General features: G+C 65.4%; 13 protein-coding genes. 8 read left to right on the top strand and 5 right to left on the bottom strand.

Features of this window, described 5'->3' with window-relative positions:
* Positions 1-163: 163 nt before the first annotated feature.
* The 6 genes from X268_RS01670 (at position 164) to X268_RS01645 (ending at position 7,632) form a co-directional block, all read left to right on the top strand.
* Positions 164-1,138 carry an NAD(P)H-dependent flavin oxidoreductase gene (locus X268_RS01670; RefSeq protein ID WP_128923321.1) on the top strand — a complete coding sequence of 325 codons (975 nt, stop codon included), beginning with the start codon at positions 164-166 and terminating at the stop codon, positions 1,136-1,138.
* A 36-nt stretch (positions 1,139-1,174) separates the two neighbouring features.
* On the top strand, positions 1,175-2,359 hold the full coding sequence (locus tag X268_RS01665; protein WP_128923320.1) for an ABC transporter substrate-binding protein: 1,185 nt from the start codon (positions 1,175-1,177) through the stop codon (positions 2,357-2,359).
* 24 nt (positions 2,360-2,383) lie between these two features.
* A complete protein-coding gene (locus X268_RS01660; protein WP_128923319.1) occupies positions 2,384-3,910 on the top strand; it encodes an acyl-CoA synthetase in 1,527 nt (508 codons plus the stop codon).
* Between the two features lie 150 nt (positions 3,911-4,060).
* A complete protein-coding gene (locus X268_RS01655) occupies positions 4,061-5,824 on the top strand; it encodes a flavin-containing monooxygenase (protein ID WP_128923318.1) in 1,764 nt (587 codons plus the stop codon).
* A gap of 61 nt (positions 5,825-5,885) precedes the next feature.
* On the top strand, positions 5,886-6,863 hold the full coding sequence (locus tag X268_RS01650) for a peptidyl-alpha-hydroxyglycine alpha-amidating lyase family protein (RefSeq protein WP_128923317.1): 978 nt from the start codon (positions 5,886-5,888) through the stop codon (positions 6,861-6,863).
* A gap of 211 nt (positions 6,864-7,074) precedes the next feature.
* Positions 7,075-7,632: an HNH endonuclease gene (locus X268_RS01645; protein ID WP_128923316.1), complete on the top strand. Its 558-nt coding sequence runs from the start codon at positions 7,075-7,077 to the stop codon at positions 7,630-7,632.
* 17 nt (positions 7,633-7,649) lie between these two features.
* Here X268_RS01645 and X268_RS01640 read toward each other — a convergent pair whose 3' ends face one another.
* Positions 7,650-8,531, bottom strand: a complete 882-nt coding sequence (locus X268_RS01640) for a DMT family transporter (RefSeq protein ID WP_128923315.1) — start codon at positions 8,529-8,531, stop codon at positions 7,650-7,652.
* 174 nt (positions 8,532-8,705) lie between these two features.
* On the opposite strand from X268_RS01640, the gene X268_RS01635 reads away from it, so the two are divergent.
* Positions 8,706-8,927 carry a dodecin gene (locus X268_RS01635; RefSeq protein WP_128923314.1) on the top strand — a complete coding sequence of 74 codons (222 nt, stop codon included), beginning with the start codon at positions 8,706-8,708 and terminating at the stop codon, positions 8,925-8,927.
* Positions 8,928-9,010: 83 nt separating this feature from the next.
* On the top strand, positions 9,011-9,658 hold the full coding sequence (locus X268_RS01630) for an HAD-IA family hydrolase (protein WP_128923313.1): 648 nt from the start codon (positions 9,011-9,013) through the stop codon (positions 9,656-9,658).
* A gap of 20 nt (positions 9,659-9,678) precedes the next feature.
* Here X268_RS01630 and X268_RS01625 read toward each other — a convergent pair whose 3' ends face one another.
* Genes X268_RS01625 through X268_RS01610 form a run of 4 tightly spaced genes read right to left on the bottom strand, consistent with a single transcriptional unit; the run spans position 9,679 to position 13,481 of the window.
* Positions 9,679-10,647 carry an ABC transporter ATP-binding protein gene (locus X268_RS01625; protein ID WP_128923312.1) on the bottom strand — a complete coding sequence of 323 codons (969 nt, stop codon included), beginning with the start codon at positions 10,645-10,647 and terminating at the stop codon, positions 9,679-9,681.
* Positions 10,644-11,639: an ABC transporter ATP-binding protein gene (locus X268_RS01620; RefSeq protein WP_128923311.1), complete on the bottom strand. Its 996-nt coding sequence runs from the start codon at positions 11,637-11,639 to the stop codon at positions 10,644-10,646. Before X268_RS01620 ends, X268_RS01625 begins: the two co-directional genes overlap by 4 nt.
* Complete coding sequence (locus X268_RS01615) at positions 11,639-12,556, bottom strand: ABC transporter permease (RefSeq protein WP_128923310.1); 918 nt, start codon at positions 12,554-12,556, stop codon at positions 11,639-11,641. Before X268_RS01615 ends, X268_RS01620 begins: the two co-directional genes overlap by 1 nt.
* On the bottom strand, positions 12,522-13,481 hold the full coding sequence (locus tag X268_RS01610; protein ID WP_128923309.1) for an ABC transporter permease: 960 nt from the start codon (positions 13,479-13,481) through the stop codon (positions 12,522-12,524). The genes X268_RS01615 and X268_RS01610 overlap by 35 nt, the downstream gene beginning before the upstream one ends.
* Positions 13,482-13,503 lie beyond the last annotated feature (22 nt).

Below are 13,503 nucleotides of genomic sequence, written 5' to 3'. Positions count from 1 at the left end.
ATACCTGAATAGCCGTCCGTTCATTATTGAACGGTCCGGGCGCGCCGTCCAACCTTATAGTGGGATCAAATGTGCAACACGGGCGGTAATCCGCCCGCGCAACAATCAACAGGAACCGCCCCGTCACCCGCCCGCCGGCGGAGCCGCGTTTCAGGAGGACATGATGGCGCTGCCCACTCTCTTGAAAGATTCGCTCAAGCTGCCCGTGGTCGGCTCGCCCCTCTTCATCGTCTCCGGGCCGGAGCTGGTGATCGCCCAGTGCAAGGCGGGCGTCGTGGGCTCCTTTCCCGCGCTCAATGCCCGTCCCGTCGAGAAGCTGGACGAGTGGCTGAGCCGCATCGAGGACGAGCTCGGCGAATACAAATCGCTCAATCCCGGCAAGAAGGTCGCGCCCTACGCCGTCAACCAGATCTGCCATGCCTCCAATGACCGGCTGATGAAGGACATGGAGACCTGCGTGAAGCACAAGGCGCCTATCATCATCACCTCGCTGCGGCCGCCGTCGGAGATCGTCGAGGCCGCGCATTCCTATGGCGGGCTGGGGTTCCACGACGTCATCAACGTCAAGCATGCGCGCAAGGCCGCCGAGCAGGGGGTCGACGGCCTGATCCTGGTCTGCGCCGGCGCAGGCGGACACGCCGGCACACTGTCGCCCTTCGCCCTGGTGCGCGAGGTCAAGCAATGGTTCGACGGCGCCATTCTGCTGTCGGGTGCGATCAGCGACGGCTTTGGCATCGCCTCGGCGCTGACGCTGGGCGCCGACCTCGCCTATATGGGCACGCGCTTCATCGCGACGCAGGAAGCCAATGCCGACGACGCCTACAAGTCCGCGCTGACCCAGCACGCCGCGCACGACATCGTCTACACCAACCTGTTCACCGGCGTGCACGGCAACTATCTCGGCCCCTCGATCGCCGCGGCAGGCCTGGACCCCGACAATCTCCCGGTCGCCGACAAATCGAAGATGAATTTCGGCTCCGGCGGCAACATGAAATCGAAAGCGTGGCGCGACATCTGGGGATCGGGCCAGGGCATCGGCCAGATCACCGACGCCCCTCCGGTCGCCGAGCTCGTCGGCCGCATGAAGCGTGAATTCGACCAGGCCCGGCAGGAATTCCTGATGCGCGCCAGTGCCTGACGGCTGAGACTGATAGAAAGAACACGGGAGGACATCATGAAGCTGGCAGCCGCATTGATCGGCCTGTCCCTGCTGGCGTTCGCCGGCGGCGGCGCCCATGCCGAAGGCACGGACGAGATCCGGATCGGACAGACCCTGCCCTATAGCGGTCCGGCCTCCGGCTTTGGCGCGATCGGCCGGACGCAGGAAGCCTTCTTCGAAAAGATCAATGCCGAGGGCGGCATCAACGGCCGCAAGGTCAAGTTCATCACGCTGGACGATGCCTACTCGCCGCCGAAGACGGTCGAGCAGACCCGCAAGCTCGTCGAGCAGGATGAGGTGCTGATGATGTTCGGCTCGCTCGGCACCGCCACCAACAGCGCCGTGCAGCGCTATCTGAACAGCAAGAAGGTGCCGCAACTGTTCGTGCTCTCGGGCGCGACCAAATGGGCCGATCCGCAGAAATATCCGTGGACCATGCCCGGCATGGCCGCCTATGAATCCGAGGGCGTGGTCTATGCCAAGCACGTGCTGCGGACCAAGCCCGACGCGAAGATCGCCATCCTGTCTCAGAACGACGATTTCGGCCGCGACTATGTCGCGGGCTTCAAGCGCGCGCTCGGCGCCAAGGCTGCCGGCATGATCGTGGCGGAGGCGACCTACGAGACCAGCGCGCCGACGATCAGCTCACAGCTCTCGACCCTGAAGGCGTCGGGCGCGGACGTGCTGTTCGGCGTCGTGCTCGGCAAGTTCACCTCGCAGATGATCAAGGGCGTGGCCGAGATCGGCTGGAAGCCCGAGCTGTTCTTCGTGCCGACCTCGGCCTCGTCGATCTCGTTTCTCGAGCCGGCGGGGCTCGACAACGCCGTCGGCCTGATCTCGTCGAGCAACCAGAAGGACACGATGGACCCGCAATGGGCCGGCGATCCCGGCGTGAAGGAGTATTTCGCGTTCATGAAGCAATACATGCCGAACGCCGACCTCTCCAACTCCAACTACGCGGCGGGCTACCACTACGCGACGCTACTGATGACAGTTCTGAAGGCGTGCAAGGATGATTTCAGCCGCGACAACATCATGCGTCAGGCCGCCTCGCTGAAGGACGTCAAGCTGCCGCTGCTGCTGCCGGGCATGTCCGTCAGCACCGGCCCCGACGATTATCTGCCGTTCCAGCAACTTCAGCTCCGGCGCTTCAACGGCAAGAGCTGGGTCGGCTTCGGCGACGTGCTGGACGATCGCTAGCCTCGAGCGGAACAAGGACGAACCATGATCATCAGCGGCGAACGCCGGATCGGCTATAACGAGATCCAGGCGCGCATCAAGCGCGCGGCGAGCGGGCTCCGCGCCCTCGGCCTTGCCGAAGGCGCGCCAGTCGCCATGATGCTGCGCAACGATTTCGCCTTGTTCGAGGTGGTCGCGGCCTCGGCCGCGCTGGGCAGCCCCGTGGTGCCGATCAACTGGCACCTGAAGGCCGAGGAGGTCCGCTACATCCTGACCGACAGCGGCGCGAAGATCCTGGTCTGCCACGCCGATCTGTTGCCGCAAATTCGCAGCGGGCTGCCCGGGGATGTCCGCCTGCTCGTCGTCGCAACGCCGCCCGAGCTGGCGCCGACCTTCGCGATTGCGCCCGAGCTGACCGGGGTTCCCGCGGGACTGGTTGATTGGGATCGCTGGCGCGACAGCCACACCGAAACGCAGGAGCCGCCGCGCCGGGCCGCTGCGATGATCTACACCTCGGGGACAACAGGCATGCCGAAAGGCGTACGGCGCATGCCGATGCAGCCGGAACAGGCCGCCGCCTCCGAACGCGTCGGCGCGATCGCCTACGGCATCAAGCCGCGCGAGGGCCAGGTCGTGCTGATCAACGGGCCGATGTATCACTCGGCGCCGCACTCCTATGGCATGATGGCGTTCCGCAACGGCTGCACCATCGTTCTCCAACCGCGCTTCGATGCGGAGGAGCTGCTGGCGCTGATCGCACGCCACCGTGTGACGCATATCCACATGGTGCCGACCATGTTCGTGCGCCTGCTCCGTCTGCCGCAGGCTGTCAGGCAACGTTACGACCTGTCGTCGCTGCGCTTCGTCGTGCATGGCGCCGCACCCTGCCCGCCCGAGGTCAAGCGGGCCATGATCGCGTGGTGGGGACCTGTCATCAACGAGTATTTCGGCTCGACCGAGACCGGAATTCCGGTCTGGCACTCGGCCGAGGAGGCGCTGAAGAAGCCTGGCACGGTGGGCCGCGCCATCGAAGGCGGCATCGTCAAGATCTTTCGCGATGACGGCAGCCTCTGCGGCGCTGGTGAGGTCGGCGAGATCTACATGCGCCAGACCGCGGTGCCCGATTTCGATTATCACGGCAAGGCGCAGGCCCGCGCCGAGGCGGGGCGCGACGGCCTCGTCAGCGTCGGCGACGTCGGCTATCTCGACGAGGACGGCTATCTTTTCTTGTGCGACCGCAAGCGCGACATGGTGATCTCGGGCGGCGTCAACATCTATCCCGCCGAGATCGAGAACGTTCTGATCGCAATGCCCGGCGTGCGCGACTGCGCCGTGTTCGGCATCCCGGACGCGGAATATGGCGAGCGGCTGTGCGCCTGCATCGAACTCGACACCAGCGCGCAGCTCTCCGCCAGTGCGGTGCAAGCCTGGCTGCGCGACCGGCTGGCCAATTTCAAGGTGCCGAAGGAGATCCAGTTCCTGGACGCACTGCCCCGTGAGGCGACCGGAAAGATCTTCAAGCGCAAGCTGCGCGAACCCTACTGGGCCGAGCACAGGGCGGCTGGGCCTTAGCCGCCCGGACCCGCCCTGAAGCATCGCCGGCATATACCGTCCGAGCAGGGCCATATGCCGGCATTGCTCGGGTCATCGGCTTTTGGCGACCTGCGAAACCATATAGCTTCGACCAGAGGAAACGCCGCGAAGACGGCCACGAGGTCGCACATGCTGGACAGGACGAAGGATATTTCCGTCGCCGCGCAAGGCTGGCTCGACGCGTTCGAGCGCATTCTGGGCAAGAGCGATCCCACCACGCTGGCCGCCCTCTTCGTCGCCGACAGCTTTTGGCGCGACGTGCTGGCGCTGAGCTGGAACCTGCAAACGCTCGCCGGCCGCGAGGCGATTGCGCAAGCATTGGCCGCACTCGCGCCCAAGGCGACACCAGCCAAATTCGAGATTGCTCCCAACCGCGCGCCGCCGCGCTGGGTGACGCGCGCCGGCACCAGCAGCATTGAGGCGATCTTCAATTTCGAAACTGCGATCGGGCGCGGCAGCGGCATCGTCCGGCTCGTTCCTGATTCCGCTGACGGCGACCGTCTGAAGGCGTGGACGCTGCTCACCGCGCTCGACGAATTGAAGGGCTTCGAGGAGCAGCTCGGCACCTCACGCCCGCGCGGCCAGGCCTATTCGCGCGATTTCCGCGGGCCGAACTGGCTCGATCAGCGCAACGCCTCGCGCGACTATGCCGATCGCGACCCGGCCGTGCTAGTGGTCGGCGGCGGTCAGGCCGGGCTCGCGATCGCGGCGCGGCTGAAGCAGTTGCAGGTCGACGCGCTGATCGTCGATCGCGAGATGCGGATCGGCGACAATTGGCGCAAGCGCTATCACGCGCTGACCTTGCATAACCAGGTGCAGGTCAATCACCTGCCCTATATGCCGTTTCCGCCGAGCTGGCCGACCTACATCCCCAAGGACAAGCTCGCCAACTGGTTCGAGGCTTACGTCGATGCGATGGAGCTGAACTTCTGGACCGGCACCGAGTTCGAGGGCGGCGCCTATGACGAGGCGAAAGGACGCTGGACGGTGACGCTGCGGCGCGCCGACGGCAGCAAGCGGACCATGCATCCGCGCCATGTGATCATGGCCACCGGCGTCAGCGGCATTGCCAACGTGCCCGACATTCCGACCCTCAACAATTTCCGGGGGACGCTGCTGCATTCCAGCCGCTACGAGGACGGCGAGAACTGGACCGGCAAGCACGCGATCGTGATCGGCACCGGCAACAGCGGTCATGATATCGCGCAGGATCTCTATTCCAGCGGCGCCGAGGTGACGCTGGTGCAGCGCTCGCCCACGCTCGTCACCAATATCGAGCCGTCGGCGCAGCTGGCTTATGCCACCTACAATGAAGGCACGCTCGAGGACAACGACCTGATCGCGGCCTCGATGCCGACGCCGCTCGCGAAGAAGACTCATGTGATGCTGACGGAGCGGTCCAAGGAGCTCGACAAGGAGCTACTCGACGGGCTCGCCCGCATCGGCTTCAAGCTCGACTTCGGCGAGGCCGGCACCGGCTGGCAATTCAAGTACCTCACCCGCGGCGGCGGCTATTACTTCAATGTCGGCTGCTCCAACCTGATCGTCGAGGGCAAGATCAGGCTCAGGCAGTTCGCCGACATCGAAAGTTTCACGGCCGAAGGTGCGCGGATGAAGGACGGCACGATCACCCCAGCCGATCTCATCGTGCTCTCGACCGGCTACAAGCCGCAGGAATACCTGGTGCGGAAGCTGTTCGGCGATGCCGTCGCCGACCGCGTCGGCCCGATCTGGGGCTTTGGCGACGGCCACGAGCTCCGCAACATGTATGTGCGCACGAAGCAGCCCGGCCTCTGGTTCATCGCCGGCAGCCTTGCGCAATGCCGGATCAACTCGAAATATCTCGCGCTGCAGATCAAGGCGATCGAGGAAGGGATTTTGGTACGAATTTAGCTACAGCCGTCATTCCAGGGCGCGCGAAGCGCGAGCCCCGGATTGACGAGAGGAGAGACCAATGCCGGCCATTCTCGGCAGCGGCGAGCACCGCTACCGCGTCGTGGACAATTTCGCGAAGCTGCCGGACGGCTGGCAGCTCACCGATGTCGCCTCGGTCGCGGTCGACAGCAAGGACCGCGTCTATGTCTTCAACCGCGGCGCCCATCCGATGGTGGTGCTGGACCGCGAGGGCAATTTCCTGCGCAGTTTTGGCGAAGGCCTATTCTCGCGCGCGCACGGCCTGCACATCGACGCCGACGACAATCTCTATTGCACCGACGATGGCGACCACACCGTGCGCAAATGCACCACCGACGGCAAGGTGCTGCTGACGATCGGGATCCCCGAGAAGCCGCCCCCCTTCATGAGCGGCGAGCCGTTCCATCGCTGCACCCACACCGCGCTGTCGCCGAAGGGCGAGATCTACGTCTCCGACGGCTATGGCAATGCGCGCGTGCACAAGTTCACGCCCGACGGCAAGCTGATCAAGAGCTGGGGCGAGCCGGGCACCGATCCCGGCCAGTTCAACATCGTGCACAATATCGCCACCGATGCCGACGGCTGGGTCTATGTCGCCGACCGCGAGAACCATCGCATCCAAGTGTTCGACGGCGAGGGCAGATACGAGACGCAGTGGAACAACCTGCACCGCCCCTGCGCGCTGTGCTGCTGCGGCGGGCCCAAGAACCCGACCTTCGTGGTCGGCGAGCTCGGCCCCGGCCTTGCCATCAACCGCAAGGTGCCCAATCTCGGCCCGCGGCTGTCGATCGTGGACGCCAGGGGAAATCGCATCGCGCGGCTCGGCGGCGAGGAGGGGCCGGGCGTTGGCAGCGGAAAATTCCTGGCGCCGCATGGCATCGCGCTGGACTCGAAGGGCGATATCTATGTCGGCGAGGTCGGCGTCACCAACTGGGAGACGAGCTTTCCGGACGAGGAGATGCCGCCCGTCGTGCGCGCGAGTCGCTGCTTGCAGAAGCTGGAGCGGGTACGGGAGTAGCCGCCGCGGCAAGGCATCCGCGCCGAAGGGGGTTCCGCGCCGCCGCGAGGCCAGCGGCGAGATCGCGGCATTTTGAGTGCTTTTGCCACCCCGCCGCCGCATTGCTTGCGCCTGAATAAGTCGCTCAACGGGCTTCACAATCCCGTCACGCTGCATGTAGTATGTCAGTACGTGCTGCTTCGCAGCGTATATTGGAGGCCGGGAGCGTTACTTGAACGCACATGTCTCGCAAGGCAGTTGGCCGGTGTTGGTGCTGAATGCGGACTTCCGGCCGCTGAGTTACTACCCGCTGTCTCTCTGGTCGTGGCAGGACGCGATCAAGGCGGTGTTCCTCGACCGCGTCAACATCGTCGCTCACTACGATCAGGCGGTTCACAGTCCCACGCTGCAAATGCAGCTGCCGAGCGTCGTCTCGCTCAAATCCTTCGTCAAACCAACGACGCATCCCGCCTTCACCCGGTTCAACGTCTTCCTGCGCGATCGTTTCCCCTGCCAATATTGCGGCTCGCCCGAAGACCTCACCTTCGACCACATCATCCCGCGCAGCAAAGGCGGCCAGACCACCTGGGAGAACGTGGTCGCGGCGTGCTCGCCGTGTAACTTACGCAAGGGCAATCTGACGCCGGCGCAAGCCAAGATGTTTCCGCGCCAGAGCGCATTCGCGCCGACCGTGCACCAGCTCCACCGCAACGGACGCCTGTTCCCGCCGAACTATCTGCACGACAGCTGGCTGGACTATCTGTACTGGGATACGGAGCTGGATCCGTAGGGGCGCGCCTTCGCGCCTCATCCCCGCTGCAAGGCCAGCGTCACGCCGCCGAGCGTGAGCGCCATCGCGGTCCATTCGCGATAGCCCAGCGGCTCGCCCAGAATGATGGCGGCGGAGACCACGCCGATCACGGGCACGATCAGCATGCCGGTCGAGGCCGTGGTCGGTGGCAGACGACGCAGCGTCTCGAACCAGGTGACGTAGCAGACGCCCATCGGCACCAGGGTCATATAAGCGAAGCAGCCGAGCCCCAGCGGGGTGATTGCGGTGATGTCGGGACGCTCGAACAGCACACCGAGGACCAGCATCGTGGCGCAACCGAGCCCGACCTGCCAAGCGACGACGACCAGCGGCGGCATCGGCAGCGGCTTGCGGTTCAGCACGTTGCCGAGCGCGAACAGGATGGCGCAGAGCAGCGCCAGCACAATGCCCAGCAGCTTGTCGGCGCCGAACGCGAAGCCGTTGCCGCTCAGGAGCAGCGTGACGCCGGCAACACCGAGGACGAGCCCGATTATATCCCGCAGGGTCGGCCACGTCTGTAGCAGCGGCCAGGCGAACAGCATCGCCCAGATCGGCATGGTGTGGGCGAGCAGAGCGCCCTCGCTCACCGTCACATATTTCATCGCGACCGTGCCGAGCCCCATCCAGGCCAAGACGTTTGTGAAGGCGGCAAACAGCAGCCGCGGGATGGCCTCGCGCGGAACGGCGAACGACTCCTTTCGGCTCAGCGCCAGAGTCCCGAGGATGAGCGAGGCGCAAACGCCCGCAAGCCCGCGCGCGAACAAAGGCGGCCATTGCTGGAGCAGCAGCTTCATCAGCGGCCAATTCAACGCCCAGCCGACGGCCGTCACGCAGAGGCAGAGAGAGCCGATCGTCCTGTCGCGTCGCGCCGAATCCATGACCAGCGCTTAGCAGGCAAGTGCGGCCCGCTCCACCTCGGCTGGCGCATGCGGCCCATCACAGGGCAAGGAACCTGAGGCGGCCATGCCCGTTCAGAGTCAACGCCAGGCGCACTCGCATGCACGTTCCGCGAAACGCGTTCGTCGGCCGCAAATCGAAACAGGGGAAGACCCATGCCCGCACCCGAGAGCGATCACGTCTACAAGATCCTGGACCTCGTCGGATCATCCGAGACCTCGATCGAGGACGCGATCAAGAATGCGATCAGCCGCGCCGCCAAGACCGTTCGCGAGATGAAATGGTTCGAGGTGGTGCAGACGCGCGGTCACATCGAGAACGGCACCGTGCGCCACTATCAGGTAACCTTGCGCGTCGGCTTTACGCTGGAGGGCTGAGACGGCGGGCGCACCGCGGCCACCCGGCACCACCCCGGATTTGTCGCCCGCCTCCAGGCGGGATATGACGCTGATCGGGGCCGATCTCCGGCCGATCCGCGAGTGCCGCCGTGACCGACGCAATCAAGCTCGTCCTGTTCGACATGGACAATGTCCTCTGCGCCTATGACAGGGCGACGCGCGTCGCCTACCTGGCGGAGATCGCGGGAGCGACAAGCGACGCCGTGCACGAGGCGATCTGGGACAGCGGATTCGAGCTGCTCGGCGATTCCGGTGCGCTCGAGGCCGCCGACTATCTGCGAGGCTTTGGCGAACGAATCGGCTATCCTCTCTCGCTCGCGGAGTGGGTGGAGGCGCGGCGCCGCTCCATGAGGGCGGATCACGCGATGCTGGAGATTGCCCGCAGCTTGCGCAAGACCGTCGATGTTGCCGTCCTGACCAACAACACCACGCTAGTCGCCGACCACATCGACACGTTGTTGCCGGAGCTGCGTCCGCTGTTCGGCTCCCGGATCTACGCCTCGGCCCAATTCAAGACGGCCAAGCCGGACCCGGACTGCTATCGCCTCTGCCTGTCGGAGCTCGATGTGAGGCCGCAGACCGTCCTGTTCGTCGATGATCTCGCGGCCAATGTCGCTGGAGCGCGACAGGCGGGCCTGTTCGCGCATCACCACACGTCCGTGGAGGCTTTCAGACAGGCCCTGTCGGAGCACGGCGTGCCGCTCGACTGAATCCGCGTTTTCGCGTCTCGTCAGGCCAGGTGGCACGCCACGAAGTGACCGCCCGCCCCCTCCTTCAGCACGGGCGCGCTCTCCGCGCAGCGCGGCTGGGCGATCGGGCAGCGGGTGTGGAAGTGACAGCCCGCTGGCGGCTTCATCGGGCTCGGCACGTCGCCCTTGAGGCGGATGCGCTCGCGTTTGAGCTTGGGATCGGGCACCGGCACCGCAGAGAGCAGCGCCCTGGTGTAGGGGTGCTGCGGATTGCGGTAGAGGTCGCTGGCCTTGGCGAGCTCGACGATGCGGCCGAGATACATCACCGCGACGCGGTCGGAGATGTGCTCGACCACCGAGAGGTCGTGTGCGACGAAGAGATACGTCAGGTTCAGCTCGGCCTGGAGATCCTCCAGTAGATTGATGACCTGGGCCTGGATCGACACGTCGAGCGCGGAGACCGGTTCGTCGCAGACAATCAGCTTCGGCTCGACCGCGAGCGCTCGCGCGATCACGATGCGCTGGCGCTGGCCGCCGGAGAATTCATGCGGATAGCGCCGCATGTGCTCGGCCTTAAGCCCGACCTTGACCAGCAAGCCGGCGACGCGCTCCTCGCGCTCCTTGGCGGAGCTCGCGAGATTGTGGATGGTGAAGGCCTCGCCGAGGATCGTACCGACCGTCATGCGCGGATTGAGCGAGGCGAACGGGTCCTGGAACACCAGCTGCATGTTCCGCCGCATCGCGCGCAGATCGTTGCCGCTGAGCTTGCGCACGTCCTGGCCGTCGAAGGTGACCTCGCCGTCGGTCGGCTCGATCAGGCGCAGCACGCAGCGCCCCGTGGTCGACTTGCCGCAGCCGGATTCGCCGACAAGACCGAGCGTCTCGCCGCGGTTGACCGAGAACGACACGCCATCGACCGCATAGACGGTGCCGACCTGGCGCGACAGCAGGCCGCCGAGCACGGGGAAATGTTTCTTCAGGCCGCTGACGCGGAGCAAGGGCTCGCTCATGACGCGGCTCCCAGGTTCGGATCGCCGAGGTGACAGGCCATGCGGTGACCGGGTGCGATCTCGCGCAGCAGCGGCTCCTTCTCGGTGCAGACATTCATGGCGAACTTGCAGCGCGGCGCAAAACGGCAGCCGACTGGCGGATTGATCAGGATCGGCCCCGAGCCGCCGATCGCCTCCAGCCGCGTCTTGTGCTCGCTGTCGAGGTCGATGCGCGGGATCGAGCGGATCAGCCCTTGCGTATAGGGATGACGGGGATCGCCGAACAGGTCGTCGACCAGCGCCTCCTCCACCACCTTGCCGGCATACATCACGACGACGCGCTGGGCGGTTTCGGCGACCACGCCCATGGCATGGGTGATCAGCATCACCGCCATGCCGAAGCGGTCCTTCATGTCCTGGAGCAGGTCGAGGATCTGGGCCTGGATGGTGACGTCGAGCGCCGTGGTGGGCTCGTCGGCAATGATCAGTTTCGGCTTGCAGGCGAGCGCCATCGCGATCATCACGCGCTGGCGCATGCCGCCGGAGAACTGGTGCGGGTAGTTGTGCACGCGGCCTTCGGCGTTCGGGATCTGCACCAGCTTCAGCATCTCGATGGTGCGCTCGAGCGCCTGCTTCTTCGTCACGGCTTCGTGCCGGCGCAGGCTCTCGGCGATCTGCTCGCCGATGGTGAGCACCGGGTTGAGGGAGGTCATCGGCTCCTGGAAGATGAAGCCGATCTCCTTGGCGCGGATCTCGTCGAGCTGGTTGCTGGTCAGCGGCACCAGATCGCGGCCCTCGAAGATGATCTGGCCAGCCGCGATGCGCCCCGGCGGCATCGCGATCAGCTTCAGGATCGACATCGCGGTCACGGTCTTGCCGCAGCCGGATTCGCCGACGACGCAGAGCGTTTCGCCCTTGTTGATGGAGATGTCGACACCGTCGACGGCCTGGAGGATGCCGTCGTCGGTGGAGAAGTGGGTCTTCAGTCCCTTGATCTCGAGCAGCGGCGCCATCAGATCACCCGTCGCGCATCGAGCGCGTCACGCAGACCGTCGCCGATGAAGTTGATGGCCACCACCGCGATGAAGATCGCACCGCCCGGAAACAGCGCCCAGTGCGGACCAATGTCGAGAAAATCCTTGGCGTCGTACAGCAGCCGGCCCCAGGTCGGGGTATCCGGCGGGAAGCCGAGGCCGAGGAAGGACAGCGTCGATTCCGCGATGATGGCAGCGGCGACGTCGATGGTGCCGGCGATGATCACCGGACCGACCGCATTGGGCAGGATATGACGCACCACCTGCCGCACCGGGCCGGCGCCGAGCGCGCGGGCAGCCTCGACGAACTCCTTCTCGCGGATCGACAGGAACTGCGCGCGCACGAGCCGCGCCACCGGCATCCAGCGCAGGCCACCGATTACGAGCACGATCAGGATGAAGATGCCGCCTTCGGGGCCGAACACCTGCTTCAGCCCGTCGCGGAAGAGATAGATCAGCAGCAGCAGCAGCGGCAGCTGCGGCAGCGACAGGAACAGGTCGGTGAGCCACATCAGGGCGTGCCCGAGCGCGCCGCGCGACATGCCGGCGAGCGCGCCGATCAGCGTGCCGATGAAGACCGAGACCAGCATCGCGGCGAGGCCGACCGCGAGCGAGATGCGGCCGCCATAGATCATGCGCGCCAGAATGTCCTGGCCGAGATCGTCGGTCCCGAACGGATGGGCCAGCGAGGGGCCCTGCAGCCCGGCGACGATGTCGATGTCGTTGATCTTGATGCGCCAGACGAAGGGCCCGACCACGACGGCGAGCACCAGAACGAGGAGCAGAAAGGCGCTGACGCCCGCGAGCCTGTGCCGGCTATAGCGCCGCCACGTCTCGCGCCAGGGCGAGTAAACACGCCGCTCAGCGGAAGGAGATGCGAGGGTCAAGCCAGCCATAAAGAACGTCCGCGATGAGATTGAACAGCACGACGAGGCACGCGAAGACGAACGTCACGGCCATCACGACAGGCGTGTCGTTGGACAGGATCGAGGAGATCAGCAGCGAGCCGATGCCGGGAATGCGGAAGATCTGCTCGGTGACGATGGCGCCGCCGAACACCGCGGGCATCTGCAACGCGATCAGCGTCACCACCGGGATCATGGCGTTGCGCATCACGTGCTTGACGATGACCTTGGCCTGCCCGAGCCCCTTGGCGCGCGCCGTGGTGACGTAGTCGAGCCGGATCACGTCCAGCATCGCTGAGCGCACGAAACGCGTCATCGACGCCGCCTGGAACAGGCCGAGCACCGCCACCGGCATGATCGCCTGACGGATCATCTCCAGCACCCAGCGGACGCCGGTGGCCTTGATGTCGGTGGTGTAGACGAACGGCAGCCAGTCCAGCGTGACCGAGAAGATCAGGATGAACAGGATGCCGGTGAAGAAGGTCGGCAGCGAGAAGCCGACGAAGGCGAGCGTGTTGGCGATCTGGTCGAACAGCGAATAAGGCCGGGTCGCGGCATAGACGCCGACGGGTATCGCGATCAGCAACGCCAGGATCTGCGCCGAGCCGATCACGTAGAGCGTTGCGGGCAGGCGCTGCAGAATCAGCTTGTCGACGTCCATCCGGCTGACGAAGGAGAAGCCCCAGTCGCCGTGCAGCATGGCGTTGAGCCAGTGCAGGTAGCGGAGGTGGATCGGATCGTCGAGGCCGAACTTGGCCCGAAGCGCGGCCTGCACCTCGGGCGGCACGTTCGGGTTGGTCGCCAGCTCCGAGAATGGATCGCCGGGGGCGAGCGCGAGCACGACGAACAGTACGACCGAGATTCCGAGCAGGCTCGGAATCGCGATCAGCAGACGACGCAGGATGTACTGACTCATGAGGGAAGGCCCCGTCTAGCGC

The organism is Bradyrhizobium guangxiense (assembly GCF_004114915.1).
Lineage (GTDB): Bacteria > Pseudomonadota > Alphaproteobacteria > Rhizobiales > Xanthobacteraceae > Bradyrhizobium > Bradyrhizobium guangxiense.
This window is presented reverse-complemented; position numbering and strand designations above follow the sequence as displayed.

Excerpts from the sequence above, each read along its gene's own strand:
- X268_RS01665 (WP_128923320.1), top strand. The coding sequence starts at position 1,175 with ATGAAGCTGGCAGCCGCATTGATCGGCCTGTCCCTGCTGGCGTTCGCC.
- X268_RS01660 (WP_128923319.1), top strand. The coding sequence starts at position 2,384 with ATGATCATCAGCGGCGAACGCCGGATCGGCTATAACGAGATCCAGGCG.
- X268_RS01655 (WP_128923318.1), top strand. The coding sequence starts at position 4,061 with ATGCTGGACAGGACGAAGGATATTTCCGTCGCCGCGCAAGGCTGGCTC.
- X268_RS01635 (WP_128923314.1), top strand. The coding sequence starts at position 8,706 with ATGCCCGCACCCGAGAGCGATCACGTCTACAAGATCCTGGACCTCGTC.
- X268_RS01620 (WP_128923311.1), bottom strand. The coding sequence starts at position 11,639 with ATGGCGCCGCTGCTCGAGATCAAGGGACTGAAGACCCACTTCTCCACC.
- X268_RS01640 (WP_128923315.1), bottom strand. The coding sequence starts at position 8,531 with ATGGATTCGGCGCGACGCGACAGGACGATCGGCTCTCTCTGCCTCTGC.
- X268_RS01615 (WP_128923310.1), bottom strand. The coding sequence starts at position 12,556 with ATGGCTGGCTTGACCCTCGCATCTCCTTCCGCTGAGCGGCGTGTTTAC.
- X268_RS01650 (WP_128923317.1), top strand. The coding sequence starts at position 5,886 with ATGCCGGCCATTCTCGGCAGCGGCGAGCACCGCTACCGCGTCGTGGAC.
- X268_RS01610 (WP_128923309.1), bottom strand. The coding sequence starts at position 13,481 with ATGAGTCAGTACATCCTGCGTCGTCTGCTGATCGCGATTCCGAGCCTG.
- X268_RS01670 (WP_128923321.1), top strand. The coding sequence starts at position 164 with ATGGCGCTGCCCACTCTCTTGAAAGATTCGCTCAAGCTGCCCGTGGTC.
- X268_RS01625 (WP_128923312.1), bottom strand. The coding sequence starts at position 10,647 with ATGAGCGAGCCCTTGCTCCGCGTCAGCGGCCTGAAGAAACATTTCCCC.